This is a genomic window from Mesorhizobium sp. L-8-3 (assembly GCF_016756615.1).
GTDB lineage: Bacteria > Pseudomonadota > Alphaproteobacteria > Rhizobiales > Rhizobiaceae.
Genome location: NZ_AP023262.1, coordinates 8,338,288 through 8,365,227, shown reverse-complemented (window position 1 = coordinate 8,365,227; position 26,940 = coordinate 8,338,288). Strand labels below are relative to the sequence as shown.

Annotated in this window: 27 protein-coding genes, 1 tRNA gene, 1 other RNA gene and 1 pseudogene; 15 read left to right on the top strand and 15 right to left on the bottom strand. The window is 63.3% G+C overall.

All coding sequences use genetic code 11. The annotated features are described in order from the left end of the window. Positions 1–28: 28 nt before the first annotated feature. The 9 genes from JN302_RS38425 to JN302_RS38385 all read right to left on the bottom strand — a co-directional run bounded on the left by JN302_RS38425 (position 29) and on the right by JN302_RS38385 (position 10,493). Positions 29–979 carry a 2-hydroxyacid dehydrogenase gene (locus JN302_RS38425; protein WP_202331122.1) on the bottom strand — a complete coding sequence of 317 codons (951 nt, stop codon included), beginning with the start codon at positions 977–979 and terminating at the stop codon, positions 29–31. Between the two features lie 74 nt (positions 980–1,053). Then, on the bottom strand, positions 1,054–2,682 hold the full coding sequence (locus JN302_RS38420) for an ABC transporter ATP-binding protein (RefSeq protein ID WP_202331121.1): 1,629 nt from the start codon (positions 2,680–2,682) through the stop codon (positions 1,054–1,056). Then, positions 2,679–3,068 (bottom strand): type II toxin-antitoxin system VapC family toxin, encoded by a 390-nt coding sequence (locus tag JN302_RS38415; RefSeq protein ID WP_202309429.1) that lies wholly within the window; start codon positions 3,066–3,068, stop codon positions 2,679–2,681. Before JN302_RS38415 ends, JN302_RS38420 begins: the two co-directional genes overlap by 4 nt. Continuing rightward, positions 3,065–3,313: a type II toxin-antitoxin system VapB family antitoxin gene (locus JN302_RS38410; RefSeq protein ID WP_202309428.1), complete on the bottom strand. Its 249-nt coding sequence runs from the start codon at positions 3,311–3,313 to the stop codon at positions 3,065–3,067. The genes JN302_RS38415 and JN302_RS38410 overlap by 4 nt, the downstream gene beginning before the upstream one ends. Positions 3,314–3,362: 49 nt before the next feature. After that, the gene (locus JN302_RS38405; protein WP_202309427.1) at positions 3,363–4,514 is read right to left on the bottom strand and encodes an ABC transporter permease; all 1,152 of its coding nucleotides are present in this window, start codon (positions 4,512–4,514) and stop codon (positions 3,363–3,365) included. Then, positions 4,514–5,617 carry a microcin C ABC transporter permease YejB gene (locus JN302_RS38400; protein WP_202309426.1) on the bottom strand — a complete coding sequence of 368 codons (1,104 nt, stop codon included), beginning with the start codon at positions 5,615–5,617 and terminating at the stop codon, positions 4,514–4,516. Before JN302_RS38400 ends, JN302_RS38405 begins: the two co-directional genes overlap by 1 nt. Positions 5,618–5,911: 294 nt before the next feature. Continuing rightward, entirely contained in the window at positions 5,912–7,810 is a 1,899-nt protein-coding gene (locus JN302_RS38395; RefSeq protein ID WP_244846137.1) for an extracellular solute-binding protein, read from the bottom strand. 19 nt (positions 7,811–7,829) lie between these two features. Continuing rightward, positions 7,830–9,710 carry an extracellular solute-binding protein gene (locus JN302_RS38390; RefSeq protein WP_446720703.1) on the bottom strand — a complete coding sequence of 627 codons (1,881 nt, stop codon included), beginning with the start codon at positions 9,708–9,710 and terminating at the stop codon, positions 7,830–7,832. A gap of 150 nt (positions 9,711–9,860) precedes the next feature. Continuing rightward, positions 9,861–10,493, bottom strand: a complete 633-nt coding sequence (locus tag JN302_RS38385) for a c-type cytochrome (protein ID WP_202331120.1) — start codon at positions 10,491–10,493, stop codon at positions 9,861–9,863. A 197-nt stretch (positions 10,494–10,690) separates the two neighbouring features. Here JN302_RS38385 and JN302_RS38380 point away from each other — a divergent pair, with 197 nt between their 5' ends. Beyond that, positions 10,691–11,416: a 3-deoxy-manno-octulosonate cytidylyltransferase gene (locus JN302_RS38380; RefSeq protein WP_202331119.1), complete on the top strand. Its 726-nt coding sequence runs from the start codon at positions 10,691–10,693 to the stop codon at positions 11,414–11,416. A 14-nt stretch (positions 11,417–11,430) separates the two neighbouring features. Continuing rightward, positions 11,431–12,297 (top strand): prephenate dehydratase, encoded by an 867-nt coding sequence (locus tag JN302_RS38375; RefSeq protein WP_202309423.1) that lies wholly within the window; start codon positions 11,431–11,433, stop codon positions 12,295–12,297. Between the two features lie 42 nt (positions 12,298–12,339). Here the strand turns inward: JN302_RS38375 and nudC are convergent, their stop codons facing one another. After that, on the bottom strand, positions 12,340–13,281 hold the full coding sequence (nudC, locus tag JN302_RS38370; protein WP_202331118.1) for an NAD(+) diphosphatase: 942 nt from the start codon (positions 13,279–13,281) through the stop codon (positions 12,340–12,342). A gap of 141 nt (positions 13,282–13,422) precedes the next feature. Then, entirely contained in the window at positions 13,423–13,842 is a 420-nt protein-coding gene (locus JN302_RS38365) for an HIT domain-containing protein (protein WP_202309421.1), read from the bottom strand. Between the two features lie 156 nt (positions 13,843–13,998). Here JN302_RS38365 and ffs point away from each other — a divergent pair. The 10 genes and pseudogenes from ffs (at position 13,999) to JN302_RS38315 (ending at position 20,280) form a co-directional block, all read left to right on the top strand. Beyond that, positions 13,999–14,095, top strand: an RNA gene (gene ffs, locus JN302_RS38360) — signal recognition particle sRNA small type. Positions 14,096–14,210: 115 nt separating this feature from the next. After that, positions 14,211–16,025 (top strand): DNA polymerase III subunit gamma/tau, encoded by a 1,815-nt coding sequence (locus JN302_RS38355; RefSeq protein ID WP_202331117.1) that lies wholly within the window; start codon positions 14,211–14,213, stop codon positions 16,023–16,025. Between the two features lie 160 nt (positions 16,026–16,185). Further along, positions 16,186–16,509, top strand: coding sequence for a YbaB/EbfC family nucleoid-associated protein (locus JN302_RS38350; protein WP_202331116.1), 324 nt, complete (start codon positions 16,186–16,188; stop codon positions 16,507–16,509). Between the two features lie 401 nt (positions 16,510–16,910). Further along, positions 16,911–17,274, top strand: a pseudogene (locus tag JN302_RS38345) (UPF0104 family protein); the annotation flags it as partial. Between the two features lie 297 nt (positions 17,275–17,571). Further along, a tRNA-Gln gene (locus JN302_RS38340) sits at positions 17,572–17,646 on the top strand. A gap of 351 nt (positions 17,647–17,997) precedes the next feature. Then, positions 17,998–18,204, top strand: coding sequence for a hypothetical protein (locus JN302_RS38335; RefSeq protein WP_202331114.1), 207 nt, complete (start codon positions 17,998–18,000; stop codon positions 18,202–18,204). Beyond that, positions 18,204–18,539: a DUF2958 domain-containing protein gene (locus JN302_RS38330; protein WP_202331113.1), complete on the top strand. Its 336-nt coding sequence runs from the start codon at positions 18,204–18,206 to the stop codon at positions 18,537–18,539. Before JN302_RS38335 ends, JN302_RS38330 begins: the two co-directional genes overlap by 1 nt. A gap of 86 nt (positions 18,540–18,625) precedes the next feature. Beyond that, complete coding sequence (locus JN302_RS38325) at positions 18,626–19,351, top strand: hypothetical protein (RefSeq protein ID WP_202331112.1); 726 nt, start codon at positions 18,626–18,628, stop codon at positions 19,349–19,351. 109 nt (positions 19,352–19,460) lie between these two features. Continuing rightward, positions 19,461–19,796: a hypothetical protein gene (locus JN302_RS38320; RefSeq protein ID WP_202331111.1), complete on the top strand. Its 336-nt coding sequence runs from the start codon at positions 19,461–19,463 to the stop codon at positions 19,794–19,796. Between the two features lie 25 nt (positions 19,797–19,821). Then, on the top strand, positions 19,822–20,280 hold the full coding sequence (locus JN302_RS38315) for a hypothetical protein (RefSeq protein ID WP_202331110.1): 459 nt from the start codon (positions 19,822–19,824) through the stop codon (positions 20,278–20,280). 346 nt (positions 20,281–20,626) lie between these two features. On the opposite strand, the gene JN302_RS38310 is transcribed toward JN302_RS38315, so the two are convergent. The 3 genes from JN302_RS38310 to JN302_RS38300 form a co-directional block, all read right to left on the bottom strand. After that, entirely contained in the window at positions 20,627–21,121 is a 495-nt protein-coding gene (locus JN302_RS38310; protein WP_202331109.1) for a hypothetical protein, read from the bottom strand. A gap of 514 nt (positions 21,122–21,635) precedes the next feature. After that, entirely contained in the window at positions 21,636–22,490 is an 855-nt protein-coding gene (locus tag JN302_RS38305) for an IS3 family transposase (RefSeq protein WP_202331108.1), read from the bottom strand. Next, the gene (locus tag JN302_RS38300; protein ID WP_202331107.1) at positions 22,487–22,897 is read right to left on the bottom strand and encodes a helix-turn-helix domain-containing protein; all 411 of its coding nucleotides are present in this window, start codon (positions 22,895–22,897) and stop codon (positions 22,487–22,489) included. The genes JN302_RS38305 and JN302_RS38300 overlap by 4 nt, the downstream gene beginning before the upstream one ends. 169 nt (positions 22,898–23,066) lie before the next feature. Here JN302_RS38300 and JN302_RS38295 point away from each other — a divergent pair, with 169 nt between their 5' ends. From JN302_RS38295 to JN302_RS38285, 3 genes are all read left to right on the top strand, one after another. Then, positions 23,067–23,798 carry a cell wall hydrolase gene (locus tag JN302_RS38295; RefSeq protein WP_202309418.1) on the top strand — a complete coding sequence of 244 codons (732 nt, stop codon included), beginning with the start codon at positions 23,067–23,069 and terminating at the stop codon, positions 23,796–23,798. 125 nt (positions 23,799–23,923) lie between these two features. Then, complete coding sequence (gene recR, locus JN302_RS38290; protein ID WP_202309417.1) at positions 23,924–24,529, top strand: recombination mediator RecR; 606 nt, start codon at positions 23,924–23,926, stop codon at positions 24,527–24,529. A gap of 25 nt (positions 24,530–24,554) precedes the next feature. Beyond that, positions 24,555–25,865 carry a lytic murein transglycosylase gene (locus JN302_RS38285; RefSeq protein WP_446720780.1) on the top strand — a complete coding sequence of 437 codons (1,311 nt, stop codon included), beginning with the start codon at positions 24,555–24,557 and terminating at the stop codon, positions 25,863–25,865. A 55-nt stretch (positions 25,866–25,920) separates the two neighbouring features. Here JN302_RS38285 and JN302_RS38280 read toward each other — a convergent pair whose 3' ends face one another. Further along, entirely contained in the window at positions 25,921–26,922 is a 1,002-nt protein-coding gene (locus JN302_RS38280) for an LLM class flavin-dependent oxidoreductase (protein ID WP_202309416.1), read from the bottom strand. Positions 26,923–26,940: the final 18 nt, after the last annotated feature.

Genomic DNA, 26,940 nt, shown 5'->3' with positions numbered 1-26,940 from the left:
ATCGGCGCCCTCGCCAGCACCGATCCGCTCAATAACCCGCTTCCCTGTCCACCAGATCCCGCAGCGGCTCGCCGCGCTCGAATGCGTCCATCTGGTCGAGCATCGGGCCGACGAGATGATCGGGGTCGGATGTCGCTGCGGCATGCGGCGTGATGAACACCTTGGGATGCGACCAAAGCCCGCTTGTCTCCGGCAGTGGTTCGGTTTCGAACACGTCAAGGCTCGCTTCTTTCAGCGTGCCGTCGTCGAGAGCGCGCAATATGTCCGCGTCGCGCTGCAGGCGGCCGCGTCCGGCATTGATCAGCACGGCCCCGCCCAGCCCGTTGCGGCGGCGTAGCTGCCCCAGGAGATCGTAGTCGATCATGCCCTCGGTCGCCGCCGTCAGCGGCAGGAGCACGACGAGGATGTCGGTCGAATTGAGGAACGGGACGAGTCCCGCCTCGCCGTGATAGGTGGACACACCGTCCATCGGGCGGTCGGTGCGGCTCCAGCCGTTGACGCGGAAGCCGAGCGACAGCAGTGCCGTGGCGGAAGCGCGCCCCAACGTGCCGAGCCCCATGATGCCGACGGAAATGTCGCCGGCCGGCCGCTGCGGCGGCTCATGCCAGACCTTGCGGGCCTGCTGGCTACGGTACAGGGCGCCCTGGCGATGGTGGTCCATCACCCTCCAGACCACATATTCGGTCATGTACTGGGTCAGATTGTCGGCGACGACCCGCACGATCGGGACATCGGGCAGGCCGGGGTCGTGGAACACGTGGTCGACACCGGCGCCGACGGAGAAGATCGCCTTGAGATTGGGCAGCTTCGACAGGACATTGGGACGCTGCTTCCAGACGACCGCATAGGTGATCGAGGGATCCGCCTCGCCGTCCGGCTCAAGCACGACCTCCCGGCGGGCCGACAGGAGTTGGTGCCAGCGGCGCGGGTTGATGCCTGTGACCGACAGCAGGACGCGGCTGGTGGGTTGGCCCGACATTTCTCTTCTCACTTGGATTTCAGCATCGGATCTGTCCCGAAACCGGTAACCACTTTCGGGTCCGATGCTTTAGTTTACTGGCTGACCGCGCCCTCGGGCGCGGTTTCGATCCGGAACGCGGCCGAGATCAGCGCACGCGTATATTCCGTCTGGGGGCGCTCGAAAATCTGCATCGACGGCCCGTGTTCGACGATCTTGCCATTGCGCATCACGATGACATCGTTGGCGAGCGCCCGGATCACCTTCAGGTCGTGGCTGATGAACAGATAGGCGAGGTCGTGCTTGGCCTGGAGGTCGCGCAGGAGGTCGACGACCTGGGCCTGCACGCTCATGTCGAGCGCCGAGGTCGGCTCGTCGAGCATCACGAAGCGCGGCTTCAATACCATGGCGCGGGCGATCGCGATGCGCTGGCGCTGGCCGCCGGAGAATTCGTGCGGATAGCGGTGGCGGGTGTCCGGATCGAGCCCAACTTCTTCCAGAACGTCGATCACGCGTCCCTCGCGCTGGTCGACCGTGAGTTTCGGCTCGTGGATCGCCAGCCCCTCCTGGATGATCTCGCTGACCGACATGCGCGGACTGAGCGAGCCGAACGGGTCCTGGAACACGATCTGCAACTCGCGGCGCAGCGGGCGCATCGCGTTGAAGGACAAAGCGTCGATGTCTTGTCCGTTGAAGTGGATCCTGCCCTCGGACGAGATCATGCGGCAAAGCGCCAGGCCCAGCGTCGTCTTGCCGGAACCGGACTCGCCAACCACGCCCAGCGTCTGGCCGGCCCGCACCGTCACGTCGATGCCGTCCACCGCCTTCACATGGTCGACGGTCCGGCGGAAGAAGCCCTGCTTGATCGGGAACCAGACCTTGATCTTGTCGCCCGTCATCACGGTCTCCGCCGTCGCGTCGGCGGCCGGCGGCCGGCCCTTGGGCTCGGCGGCGAGCAGATGTTTGGTGTAGTCGTGCTTCGGCTGGGCGAAGATATCGCTGGTCGGCCCGCTCTCGACGATCTTGCCGCGCGTCATCACACACACGCGATCCGCGATCTTGCGCACGATGCCGAGGTCGTGGGTGATGAACAGCATCGACATGCCGTTCTTGGCTTTCAGTCTGGCGAGCAGTTCCAGGATCTGTGCCTGCACCGTCACGTCGAGCGCGGTGGTGGGCTCGTCCGCGATCAGCAATTCGGGCTCGTTGGCCAGCGCCATGGCGATCATGACGCGCTGGCGCTGGCCGCCCGAAAGCTGGTGCGGATAGGCGTCGAGGCGCTTCTGCGGGTCGCGGATGCCGACTTCCTGCAGCAGTTCGAGCGTGCGTGCACGCGCCTGCCTATCGTTCAGGCCCTGGTGGATCGACAGGATCTCGCCGATCTGTCGTTCGATCGTGTGCAGCGGGTTGAGCGACGTCATCGGCTCCTGGAAGATCATGGTGATCTTGTTGCCGCGCACGCGCCGCAGTTCCTTCTCGCCCTTTGCCAGGAGGTCCTTGCCCTGGAAGAGGATCTGTCCGGAAGGATGGCTGGCCGGCGGGTAAGGAAGCAGCTTCAGCACGGAAAGCGCGGAGACCGATTTTCCGGAACCGGATTCGCCGACGAGCGCCACAGTCTCGCCCTTGGCGATGTCGAAGGAGATATGGTCGACGGCGGTGGTCGTGTTGCCACCCTGATCGAAGGCGACCGAGAGATCTCGCACGGAAAGCAGCGGAGAGTTCAAAGGGCAGCCTCCACGTCGGTCAGGCCAAAATCATTCCCCTTGAAAAGCAACGACTCCCCACGGGCCTTGGACAGGGCATAGGCGAAGCAGTCGCCCAGATTGAGCTTGGCCGGATGATTGCCCTTGCCGAATCTCTGATAGGCCTCGCGGGCAAGATGAGCCTGCTCCGCGGTCACGGTTGCGATTCTTATGCCGAACTCTCCCATCAGATTGTCCAACTCCGCTCCCTTTGCTGGGTGCCGCTGGTCGTCTGCGCGCACGGAGGCTTCGAGATAATTGATAGGCGACATGGAGAGCGCCTCGGCCAGAAGCATGCGGTCGCGAAAGGTGTCTTTCTCTGGCTCCTCAAGAAGCACCGCCAGCAGAGCCGAAGCGTCTACGATCATTTCGGCAGGCCGAACTCATCGTAAAGGTCGGAGTGGTCGCTCGTGACGCCGGGTGCCGTCGGGCCGGATCTGCGCAGGATCTCCTCTATCCTAGCCTTTCTCAACTCGAAATCGCTGTCCTTCTTGAGGCGTGCCAGCCGTTCCTGAAGGGACGTGAGCACGGCCGAAGTGAGAGACTCGCCCGTGTGCTGCGCAACCTCCCTTGCCAGGCGGTGGACCTCGTCGTTCTTGATATTCAGGCTCATCGCAGCCTCCACGGTAGAATGCCGTTGAAATTATACCATGTCGACTCACTCATTTGAACGTTTTCCTGGGATCGAAGGCGTCTCGTGTCGCCTCGCCGACGAAGATCAACAGCGACAGCATCAGCGAGATCACAACGAAGCCCGAGAGCCCCAGCCACGGCGCGTTGAGATTGCGCTGGCCCTGCTTGAGCAGTTCGCCGAGCGAGGCCGAGCCGGGCGGCAGTCCGAAGCCGAGGAAGTCGAGCGAAGTGAGCGTCGTGATCGAACCGTTGAGGATGAAAGGCAGGAAGGTCAGGGTCGCCACCATGGCATTGGGCAGGAGGTGGCGGAACATGATGGTGCGGTTGGGCACGCCAAGCGCCCGCGCCGCGTTGACATATTCGAAGTTGCGGGCGCGCAGGAACTCGGCGCGCACCACGCCGACGAAGGCGACCCACGAGAACAGGAGCATGATGCCGAGCAGGATGAAGAAGCCCGGCGGCAGCACGGCCGAGATGATCAGCAGCAGATAGAGCACCGGGATCGACGACCAGATCTCGATGAAGCGCTGGAAGAGCAGGTCGGTCCAGCCGCCGAAATAGCCCTGCACGGCGCCTGCCGATACGCCCACGATCGCCGAAGCCAGCGTGAGCGTGAGGCCGAACAGCACCGAGATGCGGAAGCCGTAGATGACGCGCGCGAGCACGTCGCGCGCCTGATCGTCCGTGCCCAGCCAGTTCCAGTTGCCGATGGTGCAATTGGGGTCGGCGACGCCTAGCGGATAGCGTTCGCAGCGCTTCTCGATCGGATAGAGCCAGGACGGCTTGGCCGGGGCCGCCTCGGGGATCTCATTGTTCACGGTGCGATAGGAGTAGCGGATCGGTGGCCAGATCAGCCAGCCATTGGCCCTGATCTCGTCCGATATCACGGGGTCGCGATAGTCGGTCACCGCATAGAAGCCGCCGAACTTCTCCTCTGGATAGTCGATGACAGTCGGGAAAAGCAGCTCGCCCTTGTAGAAGGCCAGGATCGGGCGGTCATTGGCGATGAATTCGGCGAAGAGCGAGAGCACGAACAGGACGAGGAAGATCCAGAGCGACCAGTAGCCGCGCCGGTTCGCCTTGAAGTTCTGCCAGCGGCGCTGGTTGAGCGGCGACAGCCGTGGCCGGGCCGGAACCTCCCTCACCTCTTCGACCTCCGCTTTCCTCAGGACTTCGGCCATCACACGTCCCTCCGCTCGAAGTCGATGCGCGGATCGATCCAGGTATAGGTGAGGTCGGAGATGAGGCTGACGATCAGGCCGATCAGCGCGAAGATGTAGAGATTGGCGAAGACCACGGGATAGTCGCGATCGAGCACCGAGCGGTAGCCGAGAAGGCCGAGCCCGTCGAGCGAGAAGATGTTCTCGATCAGCAGCGAGCCGGTGAAGAAGGCCGAGATGAAGGCGCCGGGGAAACCGGCGATCACGATCAGCATGGCGTTGCGGAACACATGGCCGTAAAGCACCTGGCGCTCGGTCAGCCCCTTGGAGCGCGCCGTGGTGACATATTGCTTGCGGATCTCGTCGAGGAACGAATTCTTGGTGAGCAAGGTCGTGGTGGCGAAGGCCGACAGCACCATCGCCGTCAGCGGCAGCGTGAGATGCCAGAAATAGTCGACGATCTTGCCCCAGAGAGACAACTCGCTCCAATTGTCGGAGGTGAGGCCGCGCAGCGGGAACCAGTCGTAGAAGGAGCCGCCGGCGAACAGAACCATCAGGAGGATGGCGAAGAGGAAGCCGGGGATGGCGTAGCCGACGATGACGATGCCGCTGGTCCAGACGTCGAAGGCCGAGCCGTCCTTCACCGCTTTGCGGATGCCCAGGGGAATCGAGATCAGATAGGAGAGCAGCGTGATCCACAGGCCGATGGAGATCGACACCGGCATCTTTTCGATGATCAGGTCGATGACGGAGATATCGCGGAAGAAGCTCTCGCCGAAGTCGAAACGCGCATAGTCCCACAGCATCTTGAAGAAGCGCTCGAGCGGCGGCTTGTCGAAGCCGAACTGCTTCTCCAGTTGCGCGATGAATTCCGGGTCGAGTCCCTGAGCGCCGCGATATTTGGAAGAGATCTCGCCGCCGGCGTCGAAATTGGTGTTGTTGCCGGCGTCGGCGCCGCCGCCTGAAAGCCTGTCCGCGGAGTCGCCGCCCTGGCCGGTGATCCTGGCGATGACCTGCTCCACCGGCCCGCCCGGAGCGAACTGGATCACCGCGAAGGACACGGCCATGATGCCGAACAGCGTCGGGATCATCAGCAGGATGCGCCGCAGAATATATGCACCCATCAGGCCCAAGCTCCCTTGAAAACAAGCGGACGGCGGCGCTCTACGTTGCCCCCCTCTGTCCTGCCGGACATCTCCCCCACAAGGGGGGAGATCAGCCGGCCGCTTGGCTTTCGCCAACCGGCAATGTTTCGAATTGAGCGCCGTCGCGGATGAAGGCGCGATCTCCCCCCTTGTGGGGGAGATGTCCGGCAGGACAGAGGGGGGCAACGTAGAGCACTGACGACTACGGGCCGCGTTCCTGAGCGCGCCGAAATACGCACCCGCCCCGAACAGGATCGTCTGGTGGAAAGAGTATCAGCCCTTGCCAATTTGCTTCGCCTTCGCCTCGTCGAACCACCAGAGCGACTCCACCGGAAAACCGAAATCGGGCTTGGGCTCCTTGAAGCCGAACATGTCCCAATAGGCGGCCCGATGATTCGGGGAATACCAACTTGGAATCCAGTCGAGCCGCGCGCGCAAGATGCGATCGAGGGCGCGCATGGCCGTCACCAGGCCCTCGCGGTCCTGCGCCCGGCCGACGGCATCGACCATGGCGTCGACTGCCGGATCGATCGTTCCAGGAAGGTTCCTGGTCCCCGGAACCGTGGCTGCGCGGGAATGGAAGAAGCGCTCGACCCCCTCGCGGGTCGGGGTCGCGCTGAAGGATGCGGCCATGGCGATGACGTCGAAATCGAAGTCGTTCTGGCGCATCTGGTACTGCGCCGAGTCGACCATTCGGATCGAGGCGTCGATGCCCACCGCGCGCATGTTCTCGACCCAGGGCGTGTCGACCCTGACAAACACGTCGTCCTGCACCAGGATCTCGACACCAAGCGTTTCGCCCTTCTCATTGCGCAGCAGCTTGCCGTCGCGTTTCCAGCCGGCGTCAGCCACCAGCCGCGCGGCCGTGCCGAGCAGCTTGCGGTCGCGGCCCGATCCATCCGATTTCGGCTGCGTCACGGCTTCGCCGAAGGCGGCTTCGGGGATCTTGCCTCGGAATGGCTCCAACAGAGCGAGTTCGGCAGGCGAGGGCAGACCCTCGGCGCGATAGGCCGACCGCTCGAACAGTGTTTGCGACCGCTCATAGGCGCCATAGAACAGGTTGCGGTTCGTCCACTCGAAATCGAAGCAGAGCGCTATCGCCCGGCGGACCCTCTCGTCGCGGAAGCGCTCGCGGCGCTGGTTGATCGCATGGGCCTGCATCGACGGTCGCTTCTCGCCGGGAAACTCCCGCTTGACGACCTTGCCCTGGGCAATGGCCGGAAAATCATAGCCGGTGGCCCAGATGCGCGACGTGAATTCCTGGCGGAAGAGCACGTTGCCCTTCTTGAACGCCTCGAAGCCCGCCTGCCGCTCGCGGTAGAAATCGATGCGGACCCGGTCGAAATTGTAGAGGCCGCGATTGACCGGCAGGTCGCGCCCCCAATAGTCGGCGACCCGCTCATATTCGATCGTCTGGCCGGGCCGCACCATTCCCACCTTGTAGGGGCCGGAACCGAGTGCGGCCTTTATCTGGCTCCCGTCGAAGGGATTGGCCTCGAAATAGGGCTTCGAGACGATCGGAAAGCCGACGAGGTCGAGGATCGTCCGTGGGGACTGGTTGCCGGAGAAGTCGAGCCGCACGGTGGTGGCATCGACCGCCACGACCTCGGTCATCTCGCGAAGCGGCAGCAAGAGGTCGGGATGGCCCTTCTGCTTGTAGATATCGAAGGAAAAGGCCACGTCCGCGGCCGTCAGCGGCGAACCGTCGTGGAACCGCGCCTCGGGGCGCAGCCGGAAGACGAAGCTGTTGCGGTCGGCGCTGATGGTGACACTTTCGGCCAGCAGGCCGTAGACCGCATCCGGCTCGTCCAGCGCCCGGGCCATCAGCGAATCGAAGCACATCTCCATGCGCGGCGGGGCATCGCCGCGCTGCACGAAGGAGTTCAGCGTGTTGAACGACAAGACGTTCTGGTTGTAGACCCAGTTGGGCGGGGCGAAGTTGAACGTGCCGCCCTTCGGGGCGCCGGGGTTGACATAGTCGAAATGGGTGAAGCCGGGCCCGTATTTGAGGTCGCCGAAGGCGGAAAGCCCATGCAGCGGCTTGTCCGTGGGGCTGGCCGCGAAGGCGCGGCCGGGCAGGAGTGCCGCAGCCGCGGCCGCTCCTCCCAGGGCCAGCACGCTGCGGCGCGAGAGGCTGCCGCCCTTCAGGGGCGCAGGGAAGCGGGTCGACAAGACGTTCGATCTCCCGGCTTCAATTGGCGTTCTTGTATCTGGCGGCCAGCGCGGCCTCCTTGTCCTTGTCGATCCACCAGGAATCGACGTCGGCGCCGATGTAGCTCGGCTGCTTCTCCGGAATGCCGAACTTGTTCCAATAGGCGATCCAGGCGTCCGGATTGTGCCATTGCGGTATCACGTAGTAGTTCCACAGCAGCACCCGGTCGAGGGCATGGGTCGCCGCGATCAGTTCGGCGCGGTCCTTGGCGAAGACGACCTTGTCGACGAGCGCGTCGACGACAGGGTCCTTGATGCCCATCAGGTTGCGCGAACCTTGAATGTCGGCGGCCGGGCTGCTCCAGAAATCGCGTTGCTCGTTGCCCGGCGACTGCGACTGCATCATCACCGTCGTCACGACGTCGAAATCGAAGGCGCGCGTGCGGTTGATATATTGGCTGGTGTCGACGATGCGCAGCGTCGCGTCGATGCCGAGCTTGCGCAGATTGTCGATGAAGGGGCTTGTGATCCGGTCGTCGTTGGGGTCGCGGCCCAGGAATTCGATCCTGAACTGCTCGCCCTTGGCGTTGACCAGCTTGCCGCCCTTGTTCGTCCAGCCTGCCTGCTTGAACAGGTCGAAGGCCTTGCGCAAATTGTCCCGGGTCGCCTTGGGACTATCGAATACCGGCAGCTTGAACGGTTGCGTGAACAGCTCGGGCGGCAGCTTGTCCTTGAATTCGTTCAGGATATCGAGCTCTACGCCTTCCGGCAATCCGCTCGACGCCAACTCGCCGCCCTGGAAGTAGCTGTCGGTCCGCTTGTAGAGGCCGTAGAAGAGGTTGCGGTTCATGCTCTCGAAATCGAAGGCATAGGTCAGCGCTTCGCGAACGAGCCGATCCTGGAACTGCGGACGTCGCTGGTTCAGCACGAACCCCTGCATAGGCTCGCCTGCGGTCTGCTGGAACGCGTGCTTCTTCACGTCGCCGTCCATGAACGCGGGGAAGTTGTATTCGGTGGCCCACCGCCTGGAGCTGTTCTCGACCCTGATGTCCTCGTAGCCGCCCTTGGTGAAGGCCTGCCATTCGGCATTGTCGTCCTGGAAATAGACGTAGCGGCGCTTGTCGAAGTTCTGACGTCCGATATTGACCGGCAGCTTCGCGCCCCAGTAGTCGGGAACGCGCGCCCAGACGATCTCCGAGCCGGGTTTGAAGCTCTCGATCCGATAGGCGCCGGAGCCCAGCGGCGGCTCCAGCGTCGGCTGGGTAATGTCGCGTTTCTTGCCGGAGGCGTCCGCGCCTTCCCACCAATGCCTGGGCAGCACGACGAGGTCGCCCATGATGTGGGGCAGTTCGCGGTTGCCCTTCTGATCGAAGGTGAAACGGACTTCGTGCTCCGACAGTGCGACGGCTTCGGTGACATTGTGGAAGTAGCGGTTGTATGCCGGACTGTTGGCCTTCAGCACGTCGAAGGACCAGACGACGTCCTTCGCGGTGATCGGCTTGCCGTCGTGCCACTTCGCATTCGGGTCGAGCCTGTAGGTCGCCGATGAGAAGTCGTCGGGATATTGGAACGCCTCGGCGATGAGCGGGTGGCTCGTTCCCGGCTCGTCCGTCGCCTGGTTCATCAGTGTCTCATAAAGCAGCCCGCCCCCGAACTCGGTGAGGCCTGCGACCGGGGTGCCGCGCGGGATGAACGGGTTGAAGCTGTCGAAAGTGCCGTTGACCGTGCTGTCGAGCGTTCCGCCCTTCGGCGCGTCAGGGTTCACATAGTCGTAGCGCTCGAATCCCTTGTCATATTTTGACACGCCGATCAGCGACGACACGGTGCGCCATTCGTCCGCCAGGGATGCGCCGAGGCCGAAGCCGAACAGGATTGCCGCGAGGCCGGCGGTTTGCGCAATCCGGTTCATGCGTTCGTTCATTCGGTCCTCCGCTTCGTGGCTGTCGTCAGTCTAGTGCATCCGTCCGGCATGGAAACCTTCGCCTGGGCGGAAACCGGACCGCATTTCGAATCTCTAACAAAAAAGCCGGGCTGAACCCGGCTTTTTCATGATCCGAAGATTACATTTTCGTCATTGTGCCGGGGCAGGCTGGGCGGGGGCCGCGCCTTCGGCCGGTGCCGAAGCATTCTCAGGCGCGGGCGCCGCGCCGGCTTCTGGCAGCGGCGCCGGGCTGTCGGCCGTCGTGCGCAGATAGGCGATCAGGTTCGCGCGCTCCTCGGGCTTCTTGACGCCGGCGAAGCCCATCGCGGTGCCCTTGATGTAACCCTTCGGCGACGTGAGGAAGTGGTTCAGGTGCTCGTAGTCCCAGACGACGGATCCGCCCTGGGCGAATTCCTTCATCGCAGCCGAATAGGAGAAGCCCTCATGCGAGGCGATCGGCCGGTTGACGATATTCCAGAGGTTCGGGCCGACCTTGTTGGCGCCGCCGCTGTCGTCGGTGTGGCAGGCGGCGCACTTCTTGAACACCGCCTGTCCGGCGGTTGCGTCGGCCTTGGCGAGCAGCGCGGCGATCGGCTCCTCGGCGGGCTGTTCGGCGCCGGCCGCGGCGCCGCCGTGATCTTCCTCGGCGGCCTCTATGCCGAAGCCGGGCTTTTCCGGAACCGGGGCGGCGAAGATCGAATCCGAAACGATGCCGATCGAGAAGACCACGAAGAGGGTTCCGAGGAACGCCCCGATCAGCTTGTTCAATTCAAACGAGTCCATTCGCCGCGAGGCTCCCTTTCCCCCGCCGCAGGCCGCAGTCGAGCCCACGCCGTACAGATTCCATTGCCGGCCGAAGCCGCTCAAATCGCGCGGGAAACTAGGTCTTTTGCTTGCCCCTTGCAACACCTATAAGGGCGCAGCCAGTGAGACCTTTTGCCACCTTCTGACAGCCTTTTCGACCGAGACCAGCCAGCCCGATGTCCAGCCTCGTCCTGATTCCTGCCCGCATGGCTTCGACCCGGCTGCCCGGCAAGCCGCTCGCCGACATCGCCGGCAAGCCGATGATCGTGCATGTGGCCTGCCGCGCGGCCGATAGCGGCCTCGGGCGGGTCGTCGTGGCGACCGATGCCGAGGCTGTCGCGGAAGCCGTGCGCGCCCATGGCTTCGAGGCCGTGATGACCCGAGGCGACCATGAATCCGGCTCGGACCGCATCTTCGAGGCGCTGAAGCGGCTCGATCCCGAGGCAAGGGTCGAAACGGTGGTCAACCTGCAGGGGGACCTGCCGACGGTCGAGCCCGCCACGATACGCGCAGCACTCGCTCCCCTCGATGATCCCGCCGTCGACATCGCGACACTCGGTGTCGAGATCTGCCGAGAGGACGAGAAGACGAACCCGAACGTGGTGAAGATCGTCGCCTCGCCAGTCTCGGAGACGAGGCTGAGGGCGCTTTATTTCACGCGGGCGACCGCGCCGTGGGGCGAGGGGCCGCTCTATCATCATGTCGGGCTCTATGCCTATCGCCGCGCCGCGCTCGAACGCTTCGTCTCCCTGGGGCCATCGCCGCTGGAGAAGCGCGAGCGGCTCGAACAATTGCGCGCGCTGGAGGCCGGCATGCGCATCGATGCCGAGATCGTGCGCTCGGTGCCGCTGGGCGTGGATACGCCCGAGGACCTCGAGCGCGCCAGACAGATGCTTTCATAACGACAAGGTCGATCATGCCGCCGAAAACCAACAGAATCTCGTTCCAGGGCGAACCGGGCGCGAATTCCGATACCGCCTGCCGTAACGTCTATCCTGATATGGAGCCGTTGCCCTGCGCGACCTTCGAAGACGCCTTCATCGCGGTCGAGACCGGCAAGGCCGACCTCGCCATGATCCCGATCGAGAACACGATCGCCGGCCGGGTTGCCGACATCCATCATCTGCTGCCGGAATCGCGGCTGCACATCGTGGGCGAATATTTCCTGCCGATCCATTTCCAGCTGATGGTGCTGCCTGGCCGCAGGATCGAAGACATCAAGGCCGTCTACAGCCACATCCACGCGCTCGGCCAATGCCGCAAGGTGATCCGCAAGCACCGCTGGAAGCCGATGGTCGCCGGCGACACCGCCGGCGCGGCGAGGCTCGTGGCCGAGGAGGGCAATCCGCACAACGCCGCCCTTGCCCCAAGGCTGGCGGCCTCGCTCTACGGGCTCGATATCGTGGCCGAGAATGTCGAGGATGCCGACAACAATGTGACACGCTTCGTCGTGCTGTCGAAGACCGAATCCTGGGCGGAGCGCGTCGATCCCGCGGCGGCGATCATGACGACCTTCGTGTTCCGCGTGCACAACATCCCGGCGGCCCTCTACAAGGCCATGGGTGGTTTCGCGACCAACGGCGTCAACATGACCAAGCTGGAGAGCTACCAGCTCGGCGGCAAGTTCTTCTCCACGCAATTCTATGCCGACATCGAGGGGCACCCCGACGACGTCAACGTGGCGCAGGCGCTGAAGGAGCTGCGCTTCTTCTCGCGCGAGGTGAGGATACTGGGCGTCTACGACGCACATCCCTTCCGCGAGACGCAGGGCGGGGACGACTGAGCCCTTCTCATGTGGATGCGTCAGCATCCACACCCATCGATATCAGCCGCTTTCGGCCCAGGCGCGGATGAGGTGGTGGGCGATCGCCGCCTTGGGGGGGACGAAGACGCCGCCGGTCGAGGTGCCGGCGAGGATTTCGCGCACCTGGGCGCGCGTGAACCAGCGGCAGTCTTCCAACTCGCGGCCGTCATAGCGGAGGTCTTCGTCGAGGGCTTCGCCGAAACAACCGATCATCAGCGAATAGGGAAACGGCCAGGGCTGCGAGGCGTGATAGACGACGCGGCCGAGCCGGATGCCGGCTTCTTCGAAGACCTCCCGGCGCACCGCATTCTCGATCGTCTCGCCGGGCTCGATGAAGCCCGCCAGCGCCGAATACATGCCGGGCGCGAAGTGAGGGCCGCGCCCGAGCACGCAGCGATCGGCGGTGACGGCCAGCATGATCGCCACCGGATCCGTCCGCGGGAAATGTTCGGTGCCGCAGTTCGCGCAGAGGCGCTTGTATCCGCCGGCCCGTATCTCGGTCGACGCGCCGCATTTGCCGCAGAAACGATGGCTGGAATGCCAGGCGAGCAACGCGGCTCCCTGCGCGACCACGCCCAGGCCCTCCTCGTCGAGCAGGCCCTGGACGTTCACCGAACGGTAGTCGATCGCCTTGATTTCGTCGGGCAGCTCTTCAGGATCGAGCCCCGCCGGCACGGCGAGCCGCGGTCCCTCCGGCGCCCAGCCGAGCAGCACGGCGTGTTCGAGCTTCGGCCTCAGCGGGGCGCTCTCGGACAATTCGTAATAGGGATCGAAGCCGGTACCGTTGAGCTTCAGATAAACCCGGCCGCCGCGCATCAGCATCAGCCGTGCCGAGCGATCGGCGAGAGCGGCCGATGCGGAGTCGTCGGCGCGTTCCTCGGACCGGCGATCGATCCTGTTGCCGGAATAGCCGACGAAATGGCTGGGCTCGCGCAACGGCGCGTCGAAGAGGCGAAATGTCATGGGGTCCTCGCAGCAGGCGCGGTGGTTGAGAGATTCATCCGGGGGCTCCCCGGCATTCCGACGTCAAGAGTTTCAGAGATGGGGCCTCGCCGCCTCGCCAATAGTGGATGCCGCAAGGCGTTCATCGCAGGGGCGCGTCGCTCACAGGGCGCTGCGCAGCTTTTCCGAGAAGCCGTGCAGGTCTTCGCGGCGATAGGGCTCGCGGATGCCGTGCCCCCAGACGGGCCCCGGCCAGCCGGGATCGCCCTCGGACCTGGCGACGATGTGGACATGGAGTTGCCGCACGATGTTGCCGAGCGCTCCGCTGTTGATCTTGCTGCATCCGGTGACACTTTTCAGGGCCTGGGCGACCATGTTGGTCTCGAAGGTGAGCATGGCCTGGTCGAGCGGCGTCAGATCGTGGATTTCCTCGGCGCCGGGCCTTTGCGGCACGAGCAGCACCCAGGGCCAGCGGCGGTCGTTCATCAGCCGCAACTCGCAAAGGCCGAGCCATATGACCGGCTCGCTGTCGGCCTCCAGCCGCGCATCGAGCTTGAACCCGGCCGTCTTCACGGGCATCATGGGAGTTTCCTCGTGTCGTTGGATGAAGGCTAGAGCGCCGGCTATCGGCCTGCAAGCCTTTCCTTCAGGCGCATGTCGCACGGCTGGAGGGCGACGAATCGGCGCGCGGCTCTTGCGGACTTGCAATTTGCGGCGGGATTGCCGATATGGACAGCGGGAGGTTGGTGGTGGACGATCCACTCGCCAACCGGGTCAGGTCCGGAAGGAAGCAGCCCTAACGAGCCCGGAACGGGTCATTGTTCCAGCCTCCCACCTCTTCGCCATTCGTCCCCTGCTTCGGGCTGTCCTGTTGACGGCGCATTGCGGCGCGGGCGAAAATTCTTTCGAGGAATCGGCGCCTGATCGCGCCAACGGAGCGGCACCAGGCGATGAGCGAAGCCGGAAACGACCAGAAGGGCAAGGCCGGCGCCGCCTATCGCGTGCTCGCCCGCAAATACCGTCCGGCCGATTTCACGAGCCTAATCGGCCAGGAGCCGATGGTCCGCACCCTCACCAACGCCTTTTCGACCGGCCGTATCGCGCAGGCCTGGATGTTGACAGGCGTGCGCGGCGTCGGCAAGACGACGACGGCGCGCATCCTCGCCCGGGCGCTCAACTACAGGACCGCCGAGGTTGACCAGCCATCCGTCGACCTCTCCACGCCGGGCGAGCATTGCCAGGCGATCATGGAAGGCCGTCATGTCGACGTGATCGAGATGGACGCCGCCTCGCATACCGGTATCGACGACATCCGCGAGATTATCGAGCAGGTCCGCTACGCACCGGTATCGTCGCGCTACAAGGTCTACATCATCGACGAGGTTCACATGCTCTCCACGCAGGCCTTCAACGGCCTGCTGAAGACGCTCGAAGAGCCGCCGCCGCATGTGAAGTTCATCTTTGCCACTACCGAGATCCGGAAAGTCCCGATCACCATCCTGTCGCGTTGCCAGCGCTTCGACCTGCGCCGCATCGACGCCAGCCAGCTCACCGCGCATCTCGGCCGGATCGCCGGCCTCGAAGGCGTGAGCATCGAGGACGAGGCGCTGGCCATGGTGGCGCGCGCGGCGGAAGGTTCGGCGCGCGACGCTCTTTCCATCTTCGACCAGGCCATCGCCCACGGCGGCGGCACGGTGACCGCCGAAGCGGTGCGTATGATGCTCGGCCTCGGCGATCGCGGCCGCGTGATCGACCTCTTCGAGCATCTCATGAAAGGCGACGGGGCGGCGGCACTGAACGAGTTTCGGGCCCAGTACGACACCGGCGCCGATCCGGCGACGGTGCTTACCGACCTTGCCGAGTTCAACCATCTGGTGACCCGGCTGAAATTCATCCCCTCGGCGGCGGAGGACGCCTCGCTCACCGAGACCGAGCGCCAGCGCGGCGTCGCCTTTTCGCAAACCTTGTCGGTGCGCGTGCTCTCCCGTTGCTGGCAGATGCTGCTCAAGGGCATTCCCGAAGTGCAGGGTTCGAACCGACCGGTCAGCGCCGGCGAGATGGTGCTGATCCGCATCGCGCATGCCGCGACGCTGCCGACACTCGACGAGGCGCTGCGGTCGCTGGACGGCACGGCATCGGTGCCGGCCGGTGGCGGCCCGCGTCCCGCCGGCGGGAACGGCGCATCGCAACCCGCGGACAACGGCGCGAGCGCGATCGCCCAGGCGCGCATGCCCCAGGTCGCAGGCGGCGGCCAGACCATGCGCCTGGTGGACGCGCAGCCCCGCGAGATGCGGGCCGCGCCCGCGGCTGAGCCGGAAGCGCAAGCCGTTCCGGTGAAATCGCTCGCCGACATCGCCAATCTCGCCGACCAGCATCGGGACATGGCGCTCAAGGTGCTGGTCAAGCGCTGCGTGCGGCTGGTCAGCATAGAGCCCGGCCGCCTCGACGTGACGCTGACCAGCGACGCGCCCAAGACGCTGCTCGGCGATCTTACCGTCAAATTGAAGGCCTGGACGGGACGTCCATGGCTGGTTTCGCTGTCGCGCGAGGAGGAGGGGAGCCAGACCATTGCCGAAGTCGAGACCGAGAAGCGTGAAATCGCCATACTCGACGCCAAGAGCGATCCGACGGTCGCCGCCATCCTGGCCAAGTTCCCCGGCGCCAGGATCATCGACATACGCATTCCCGACGCGCCCGACGCCGTGGACGAGGACGCGCCGCCACCGCCCGAGCAGGACCTCGACGACGACGACGAACTGCTCTAAGCATGTCTCCCGAAAGTCTACCGCGGTTTCGGGACAAAGACATGCGCAAAATCAAGTGCCTACAGCATGTCGCGTCCTTTTCACGCGACATGCTGTAGGCCGTATAGGATGCTGCGATGCGGCGCGGCCGGCGTCGCCTGAACGCGAGATGGAGACGGACATGAAGGATCTTCTCGGCCTGATGGGCAAGGCCAAGGAAATGCAAGCCAAGTTCCAGGCCCTGCAGGAAGAGATCGCCACCATGGAGGCCACGGGCCAGTCGGGCGGTGGTCTCGTCAAGCTCACGCTTACGGGCAAGTTCGAGATGAAGAAGCTCGAAGTCGATCGCTCGCTGCTGAAGGAAGACGAGGCCGAAATCCTCGAAGACCTAATCCTCGCCGCCCACAACGATGCCAAGGTCAAGGTCGAGACGGCCATGCAGGAGAAGACCAGGGAACTGACGGCCGGACTGCCGATCCCGCCCGGCATGAAGCTGCCGTTTTAGGGGTGAATGGTAAAATGGTGAATGGTAGAACGGGTGGTTGACCGACCGAGGCACGCTGCGTCATTTCTTCACCATTCACCATTCACCATTCACCATTCACCATTCACCATTCACCATTCACCATTCACCATTCACCATTCACCATTCACCATTCACCATTCACCATTCACCATTCACCATTCACCATTCACCATTCACCATTCACCATTCTGGAGTGCACCCCTCAAGTGAGACATGGAAATCAAGTGACAGGGGTGCATTGGTTGATCGGTTATCGGGTTTGGGGTTGGTTCAAGCCGGCTTCGAATTCAACTGGTGGCTGATATCCGAGGGCGGAATGTAGCCGTTCGCGATTGTATGTGGTTTCCAGGAAGATGGCTATGTCGCGGCGGAGGGTGCGCCTCGACTACCCCACCCTGCCGAATGTGGCGCGCCAGCTCATAGATCGGCCCGCTCGAGCTCATCGGCGCCGCTTCGATCATCTATTTCGCCTTGCCCGAGGCGGGCAATCCCGGCTTCATCATCGTGCTCGGCGTCTTCATCGTCGCCTTCTCCGTGGCCTCGGCCACCCATGCCCCCGGAGGCATAGGCGTGTTCGAGATCGTGGCGCTGGCCGGCTTCCCCGACATGGACACGGTGTCCGTGCTCACGGCCCTCTTGGTGTTCCGGCTGTTCTACCTGATCGCGCCGCTGCTCCTGGCGCTGGTCGTGGTGATCGGCTTCGAACGCAGCCAACTCGCCAGGCGCCGGCGACCCTTGGGGTAGACCGGCCTCCCCAACCCGGCATAGACGCGCAGACCTCAAGCACGACGGCGGGAGAAGCGCCGGCTTGAAGCCGGAGTTACCCGTCTCGGCGGAAGCAGGGAAAGCGCCGGAACCGACTTGAAGCAAGGGGCAGCGCGGGAGCGACGCATGCGCAGGACCGCCCTCGCCCTGCGTCAGCGGCGCCTTCATTTTCTTCAACGGTTGAATGCGCAAGCGGGGTTGACTATTTTGAGGCCTTGCGCGATACGCAGGCCGCACAGCCGACACGGCTGCCGCTCGCGGCTCGCAAGCCGCCTGCTGGGGAATAGGTTAACGGTAGACCAGCGGACTCTGACTCCGTTAGTCCTGGTTCGAATCCAGGTTCCCAAGCCACCTCCCAAACCCTTGAAAACATTGACGAAATCGCCCTCCACCAGACGTTGTGGCGGTCAACGTTTTTGCCGCGTGTCGCATTTTGTACCAAATTTGTACCAACCTCGCCTATAACAGGCCGCTCCTCGCCCGTATGCCGACGGCACGGGAATGTCTCGCGGGGTGCTGCCTCTCCTGCCATAGGCCTCCCCAAGCCGCTCCCGCGCCGTTTCCTCCTGCGTTCCTACGACGGTCGCTCCGCAACGCTCATGGACTGGCGCAAGCGTGCCCTTCGGTCATCCAGCTAGCTCGCTAGTCCCGTCGTCAGAGGTTTCCGGAACGGCCGCAAGGGGCGGCCGGATGGAGGCCAACATGGCAAAGAAGGAAGCAGCACCCGCGAAGAACCACCCCTCTCACGGCGTATACGTGATCGAAGGCGAAGGTGATCGAGCCTTCTGGACGAAAGTCGGCTGCGCATGGTCCCACGGCGACGGCCAAGGTTTCAACGTCACCCTCTCCGCAGTCCCGCTCTCCGGTCGCCTCGTTCTCCGCGTCCGCACCGAGAAGGAGCAGGGCTAATGCTCCTCACTCGCGAACTCAGGGACAAGCTCCGCGCGAATGCGGAGCAGTCCTCCAGCGGCGCACGCGACCACTTCCCAGTCGTGAAATTCTTCACCCCCGATGCGAACGCGACCTGGCTTTTTACCGAGCTCCTGCCCGACCACGACACGCTTTTCGGGCTGTGTGACCTCGGCCTGGGCAGCCCAGAACTGGGCTACGCCAGCCTCGCCGAAATCTCCGCCCTTCGCGGGCGCATGGGCCTTCTGGTCGAGCGCGACCATCATTTCCATGCGTCGAAACCGCTGTCGGAATACGCCGTCGAGGCCCGCCGACGCGGCAGGATCGTCGCCTAGCGGCGGCGATCCTTTTCAGAATGACATGTTCAGGGTACCCGACTCGGGGTAAATAAGAGCAAAACTATTATTGTAGTGGAGTTTCCATGTCGCGCGCCAATGTGAGACCACCAGGGGGGTGGGGAGAAGATGATCTTACCCGTTATCTTGACGATTTTCGGGGTAATCAGTTTGCGACTTTTGCCAACAAGGATGCAGTTAAGGACCTGATCCAGATCGACGCTTTGTTCCGGAAAATCCTTGTCGGCGCGATCAATCCTCGCCCGTATTTTCCGATGATTTTCATGCTGCGCTCGCACAGCGCCTATGCAGCAGCTTCTGGGGTTTCTATGGCTGGACAGACATACGAAGTGGCTGCGCTACTGCGTTCGTGCCTCGAGCTCGCGGCCTATGGCGTCTTTATCGGGGCCGACACGGAACGGGCCGAACGTTGGCTCCGGCGACACGATGGCGATGCGGAAAAGGCCCAAGTCAGGAAAGAGTTCGCTATAGGCAATATAAAGCAGCACCTTCGTGGGCTCTCGTCAAAGCTGGGAGACCTCTTTGAGGAGTTGTACGAAGCCATGATTGATTTCGGCGGTCACCCAAATGAGCGTGGCTTCTCTGCCAGCCTGCGCATGGAAAAGGGTGAAGATCGCAGAACGATTGAAGCTGTGTATCTGCAAGGTGATGGGGTAGCGCTCGATTGGTCGCTTGCGACCACTGCCCGTGTCGGCCTCTGGTCTCTTCATGCGTTCCAGTTGATCTATCCGGAGAAATTTGGCCTGCTCGGCGTGACGGTGAAACTGACCGAGATGCGGAAGTCGTATTGAAGTCAGGTCTACGCCAGATCGCGGCGATGTGCCTGCACGTCGTCTCAAATTGCGCATGTCACCTATAGGTGTCATCTTCCTGCGGTGTCGTTCACGTTGGGAGGGGCATATGGAAATCTTGATTCCAATCCTTGTTGCGATCATCTCAAGTATCCTCGCGTATATCGCGTCCGAGCGGTCGCTGAGACACCAAATTGATTCTTTCGAGAAGAAGATTCGCCGGGACTATCAGCTTGAATTCGCCACAGAGGCGGCAGCCCGGAAACTTCTGCTTTCGCCGGACTGGTCATTGAGATCGTTTGGCGAGATCAAGAAGCGCCTTCATGGCCTCGATGACGATGAGGTCCGCAAGGTCCTGATAAGGTCAGGGGCTCTTTGCTTCCGAGGTACTGACGATCAGGAGCTTTGGGGGCTGATCGAGCGGAACGCAGATAGATTGAAGTAGTTGGAGCGGAAGGGGCGATTTGGCCATGGCATTGAAACAACCGACGCCCGTTTCCTTTTCCGAGGCGATCCGGCTTTGCTTCCTGGCATTGTTCTCGCCGGCATCGTTCGACGCAATCGAGCAGGAGAACATGAAGGCACTGGAGACGCAGCCGGATGCTGTGGAGCCATACCGTATAAATGCGGTCCGGAGAGCATTGGGTGGTGCCCTGCTTTCGGGCGTATCGGCGGCATTGGTGGGTTTCGCCGTAGGTTGGCTGGCCGCCTTCTTCTTCGGGCCGTCTGGTACAGCCGTCACCGTGTTTGCGGTAGGTGGCGCCGCAATCCTGCTTTGGGCCACGCTGGCCACAAAAGGGTGGGAAATCCAGACATACAGCAATGTCACCCTGACTGAACGCGTCAACCGTTGGATATTCCGGGGTCTTTATTGGATTGGAACCGCCCTGCTTGTCGTGGCGGCGAGTTGGGGTTTCTTTGATACCTAAAGGCATCAAAGCCCGTTTCCCCACAGCCTCCGCCCTTGCTACAGCGCTTTTTGGATTGCGCGCTTCGGGCTACGCCTGCTCCGCTGGCGCTACGGTCTCGCTGAGACTGGAAAACGGGCAAGGACTTGATTGACCAAGTCTTCCTACATGACTGATCCGTTGCCAGCAAATCGACTCCTCTGGCATTGCGAGATGTGATCGAAACGATCAGACTGAGCCGAGTGAGTTCGGTTGCGGCGAGATAAACGCCGCGCATTCCGGTCATGTGATTCTTGGACGGCATTTCACGCTCGCCCTTGGCAGTAGCGTCTTCGGGAAGACTGGTTTTTATGCCTATAAGCCCAGCTCAGTCGCACTGACCAGCATAACCCCCATTCGAGAACTCCAACCTCAGTGTGGTGTCTGTCTCCTCATAGGCAAGGCACTCATATCGGCGGATAGCGGACACCTGCATCGGAATTGAAAAGCGCTCCCCGCGGTCCTCAATCAAAGCGATCGTACCGAAGTAGCTCCAAAAGACTTGCCGCTCGGGAATAACTTGAACTGTTACCCATGCGAGTTGAGCTTTGTAAGGTCGGGCGATCGCCAGCACGTCCGCTCCCTTCTTCCGGACGTTGTACGTGGGATTTAGACTGCCATTAACCTGATACTTGTTGCGGGTCTTGACACCAATCAGGTAACGCTCCCCCGCACGCTCGGCGTAGATGTCGCCGAAGGGATGATTGAACGTCTCAGCGTTGACATCGCGCACAGTTGAAAATCCAGCACGCGCCAGAAGAGCGAGCGCCTTGTGTTCGCCCCAGATCCCCAACAGTTTCGTGCGTTCTCGCTCTGTCAACATCCTAATCGCGGGGGTATCCGAGATATGTAGCCACCCCGGCGAAGGCTTCGCAGAGTTTGGCCGCGTCCTTATGCGATAGTATCACGGACCGGTCATCCACTTTGACATACATTTGCGGTCCCTCACCGGCGTAGCCAGTTGTCCCGACCTCGATATTGACGGTCCCGCTGCCTACAACGTCGCGGAACTCCTCATCAATGTACGCAATTGTGCCCATGCGGGAGAACATTCCTCTTGCAGTCTAGTTACTGTTCAACCAGTTTAATCTAATCTAATCACGACTGGTGGTTTCGGCGCAATGACCTGCCACGGGTAATTTCGACCAGTTGGGATTAGAGTCCGGCCTCGATTGAAGGACGGACAAATGAAGCGAAAGAGCGCAGCCACACTGCGAAGCTCTTGTTCGCGCCGATCGGGATCAGCCGATATCAGCACAGAATTACGGTGACGTGCTGGAGTGCACCCCTCAAGTGAGACATGGAAATCAAGTGACAGGGGTGCATTGGTTGATCGGTTATCGGGTTTGGGGTTGGTTCAAGCCGGCTTCGAATTCAACTGGTGGCTGATATCCGAGGGCGGAATGTAGCCGTTCGCGATTGTATGTGGTTTCCAGGAAGATGGCTATGTCGCGGCGGGCGTGGTCGAGGGTGGTGTAGCTTTTGCCGTTGACCTCCTCGGCCTTGAGCGTCTTCATGAAGCTCTCGGCCTTGGCATTGTCGTACGGGTTGGCGACGCCGCTCATGCTGATGCGGATGCCCTGGCTGTCGAGGCGGTTGGCATAATCGCTGCAGGCATACTGGACGCCCCGGTCGGAGTGATGGATGAGGCTCCCGGCCTGCGGTTTGCGCGCGGCGATGGCCATGTCGCGGGCATGCAGCGCCAGGCGGGCTTCGAGGTGATCGTCGAGAGCCCAGCCGATCACCCTGCGCGAGAAGGCATCGAGGATGACGGCGAGATAGACGAAGGCCTCGACCAGGCGGACATAAGTGATGTCGGCGACCCAGATCTGATCGATGCCGGAGGGCACGAGCCCGCGCACCAGATTGGGCAGGATGCGGTAGCCATGCCGGCTGTCGGTGGTGCGCGGCACGTAGGGCCTGGTGCGCATGCACAGGAGATTGTCCTCGCGCATGAGCCGCAACACACGTTTGGCATTCACCGGCACGCCGTCGCGGTGCAATTGGGCTGCGATGCGCCGATAGCCGTAGTGGCGGTGTTTGAGGCTGAGTTTCTGGATCATGTCGCGCAGTTCCGCGTCGGCGCGAGCCGGTGCCTGCTCTTGCCGATACCGGTAGAAGCCTGCCCGTGAGACACCGGCGAGGGCACACAGCCGGCGGACGTCGAGGCTGCCTTGCATCTGTGCGGTCATTTCCTCGATGGCCGCGTAGATGTGGGGGCGGTGGCGGCCTGCGCCGCCGTTCCGCTCACCAGATGCAAGGCTCTGCGAAAAAAATCGAGCTCCATCTGCTGGCGCCCGATCTTGCGCTCGAGTTCGGCGATCCGGGCGTGGGCTTGCGCCAGATCGCCGGGCAGTTCTGGCGGCGGCTTGACCGCCATGGCATCGCGAACCCTGAGCCGGCCGGGCTTGCGCCCGGGCTTGCGGTTCTCCAGCCCGGCAGCGCCGTGCGCCCGATAGGCAGCCCGCCAGTCATACAGCAGCTTGCGCACGATCTGCAGCTCACGCGCCACGGCGGCGAGCGACTCACCCGCGTCCAGCCGGCGCAGGGCTGCTTCCTTGAAGGCAACGGAAAAGACACGCTTCGGTTGTTGTGGCATGGCACCTCCTCAGAGGCCCTGTCACTTGATTAGCGTGTCTCAATCAAGGGGTGCACTCCAATTCACCAATCACCAATCACCATTCACCAATTGGTCATCATTTTGCCGGAAACAAACTCATTCTGGCCGTCATCAGGGGCGTGGCGGCGGTTAGACTGAGGGGACACAATTGTTCGCCGTCCGATGGACGACGGCTGCGATCTTCAGCGCCGTCACCGCTCCTTTCCTGCTGGCCGGTTGCAGCCAGACTTCCCAACTCGCCGAAGGCGTGAAGCCGAAGACCGCGAGCACGCGCGCCTATGGCTACACCGCCAAGGACCGCGAATGTCTCGCGCGGGCCATGTTCTTCGAGTCCAGGCGTTCCAGCCGTGAAGGCCTGGTTGCGGTTGGAAGCGTGGTCATGAACCGGCTCGATTCAGGAAAGCACGGCGACACCGTCTGCGACGTCGTCGGGGAAAAGGGGCAATTCGCCCGCGGCGTGCTGAGCCGCCCGATGAACTCGAAGGCGTTGCCTGACGTCCAGGAGGCGGCCGATGCCGTTCTGAAGGGCGAGCGCCATCCGAAGGTGAAGAACGCCATGTTCTTCCACACGGCCGGCCTGAAGTTCCCCTACAAGAACATGCACTACGTGCTGGTGGCAGGCGGCAATGCCTTCTACGAGAAGCGCAGCCGCCGGAAGGCACCCGCGCCGGCCGAGCCGGAGACGGCGATCGCTTCGGCCGCGCCTGAGGTCGAGACAATCAAGACCGCCTCGATCCCGGCCACGGACGCCCGGCCGGTGCCCGTCACGACCGTTGCCCGGGCCGAACCCGAGGCCGATCAGCCTGTCATGTCGTTCAATGTGAGCCCGTCGGAAGCCGACGCGATCGGCATGCTGATCGCAAGCCAGGACCGGCCGTAGGGCCTGCGCGCCGGCGCCGGAATCGACTGGTTTCGTCGGCCGCGGCGACGCCCGTTTGGCAGCATGCCCCCGTGCCAGGCGGGTCACATGTTCCAAAGCGGCGGGAAAAACCCTAAATCAGCCGCATGTCGAAACGAATCGCCGGCCCCGAGATCGAACGCCTGATCCAGCTCCTCGCCAAGGTGCCGGGCCTGGGACCAAGATCGGCGCGTCGCGCCGCCCTTCACCTCATCAAGAAGAAGGAGCAACTCCTCGCTCCGCTCGCCGCAGCCATGGGTGAGGCGGTGGAGAAGGTGCGGATCTGCTCCCGTTGCGGCAATGTCGACACGATCGATCCCTGCACCTTATGTTCCGATCCGCGCCGCGATCCCGCCACCATCATCGTGGTGGAGGATGTCGCCGACCTCTGGGCGCTGGAGCGGGCAGGGGCGATGAATGTGCGATATCACGTCCTTGGCGGAACCTTGTCGCCCCTGGACGGCGTCGGGCCCGACGACCTGAACATCAAGGGGCTCGTGGCGCGTCTCGCCGAGGGCGAGGTGCGCGAGGTGATCCTGGCCGTCAACGCCACGGTCGAAGGGCAGACGACGGCGCACTATCTCACCGACCAGCTTTCCGCCTTCGACATCAAGGTGACGCGCTTGGCGCATGGCGTGCCGGTGGGCGGCGAGCTCGATTATCTCGACGAGGGCACGCTTGCCGCGGCACTCAAATCGCGGACCGCATTTTGACGCATTCGACAGGCACGGGGGGATGATGGTTATTGCAAAGAAACCTCTTCCTGCCGGCATGTCGAATTGGCCGGTCTTCCTGCGTCGGCATTCGGCCTGGCTTGCCCGCCTGCGCCTGATCGTCGTGTCGTTGAGCGTCGCCATCCTTTGCCCGCTCCCCGCATCGGCGGCCGACGTGAACGCCCTGTTCCGGGCCTGGCTGGCAAATGACCTCTGGCCGGAGGCGAAGTCGCGCGGCATCTCCAAGACCACTTTCGACGCCGCCTTCGCCGGCGTGAGGCCCAATCTCGATCTGCCCGATCTGGTGATGCCGGGCGAGAAGCCGAAGACGCCGAAGAAGCAGCACCAGGCCGAATTCGGCTCGCCCGGCAACTATTTCGCCGAGAAGACCGTGGGTGCCGTGACGTCGGGCGGCCGCGCGCGGGCGGGCAAATATGCGCAGACCCTTGCCGCGGTCGAGAAGCGCTACGGCGTCCCGCGCGGCGTGGTGCTGGCGATCTGGGGGCGCGAATCCGGGTTCGGCACGGCCAGGATTCCCTACGACGCCTTCCAGGTCCTCGGCACCAAGGCGTTCCTGGCGACCCGCAAGGACATGTTCCGCAAGGAGGTGCTGGCGGCGCTCGAGATCGTCGAACGCGGACTGGCGAGCAAGGACATGATGAAGTCCTCCTGGGCGGGCGCGCTCGGCCAGCCGCAGTTCCTGCCGACGTCATTCCTCGAGCATGCCGTCGATTTCGATCGCGACGGCGTACGCGACATCTGGAACTCGGTGCCGGACACGCTGGCTTCGATCGCCAATTACCTCGTGCACTACGGCTGGGTGAAAGGACGAGACTGGGGCTTCGAGGTCACCGTTCCCGATAATGTCTCCTGCGCGCTCGAAGGGCCCGACAAAGGCAAGAAAATCTCGCAATGGGCGGCCGTGGGCATCACCCGCGTGAACGGCAAGCAGTTCCCGTCAAACGAGGCGCGCGCGGAAGGCTATCTTTTGATGCCGGCAGGGCGAAACGGCCCGGCCTTCATCGTCACGCCCAACTTCTACGTGCTCAAGGAATACAATGAGAGCGATCTCTATGCGCTCTTCATCGGTCACGGCGCCGACCGCATCGCACACGGCGACAAGAGTTTCGCGGGGCGCTGGGGCAAGGTCGGCGGCCTCTATCGCTCCGACATAGCCGGGCTGCAGCAGGCGTTGGAGGCCAAGGGCTATGACGTCGGCGGCGCCGACGGTCTGCCCGGCTTCAAGACCCGCCGCTCGATCGGCGACTGGCAGGCCAGCAACGGCCGTGCGCCCACCTGTTTTCCCGACAAGGAGATCGTCGGCGCGCTGCGATGATCATTTCGGCGCGCCGGCGACCGAGGTCGCGTGAATGCGTCGGCATCCACGCGCATCAAGCTGCGTTTGACAGGTCCTTGTGGACCTGCATGAGGATCTCGAAGGAGCGCTTGCGCGCCTCATGGTCGAAGATCTGCGCGGTGACCATCAACTCGTCGGCGCCGGTGCGTTGCACGAAATCCTGAATTCCGCGCGCGACCGTCCCGGGCGCACCGACCACCGCGCATGAGAGCGCCTGGCCGAGCATGGCGCGTGCCATCGGATCGAGCCCGCTCTCATAGTCCTCGACCGGGGGCGGCAGCTTGCCGGGCCGGCCGGTGCGCAGATTGACGAAGGCCTGCTGAAGCGAGGAGAACAGCAGCCGCGCCTCGGTGTCGGTGTCGGCGGCGAAGACGTTGAGCCCGAGCATGACATAGGGCTTGGACAATTGCTCGGACGGCTGGAACCGTGAGCGATAGATGTCCAGTGCGTTGTGAAGCTCGGCCGGCGCGAAATGCGAGGCGAAGGCGTAGGGCAGCCCGAGGATCGCGGCGAGCTGCGCGCCGTAGGTGCTGGAGCCGAGGATCCAGATCGGCACGTCCTGACCTTCGCCGGGCACGGCGCGGATGCGCTGGTCGGGGCCGGCAGGCGCGAACCAGGCCATCAGTTCGGTCACGTCCTGCGGAAAGCTGTCGACGCCGGCATCCAGATTGCGCCTGAGCGCGCGGGCGGTCGCCATGTCCGTGCCCGGCGCCCGTCCCAGGCCGAGATCGATGCGGCCGGGATGGAGCGCGGCCAGCGTGCCGAATTGCTCGGCGATGACGAGCGGGGCGTGGTTGGGCAGCATGATGCCGCCCGCTCCGACGCGGATGGAGGAGGTGCCGGCCGCGACGTGTCCGATCACCACGGCGGTCGCGGCGCTGGCGATCCCGGGCATGTTGTGGTGTTCGGCAAGCCAGTAGCGCTTGTAGCCCAGCCGCTCCACATGGCGGGCGAGATCCAGCGTGTTCCCCAGCGACCGCGAAACGTCGCTGCCTTCGGCGACGGGCGCAAGATCGAGCACTGACAGTTCGGCCATGCCTTGGGCTCCAGGATT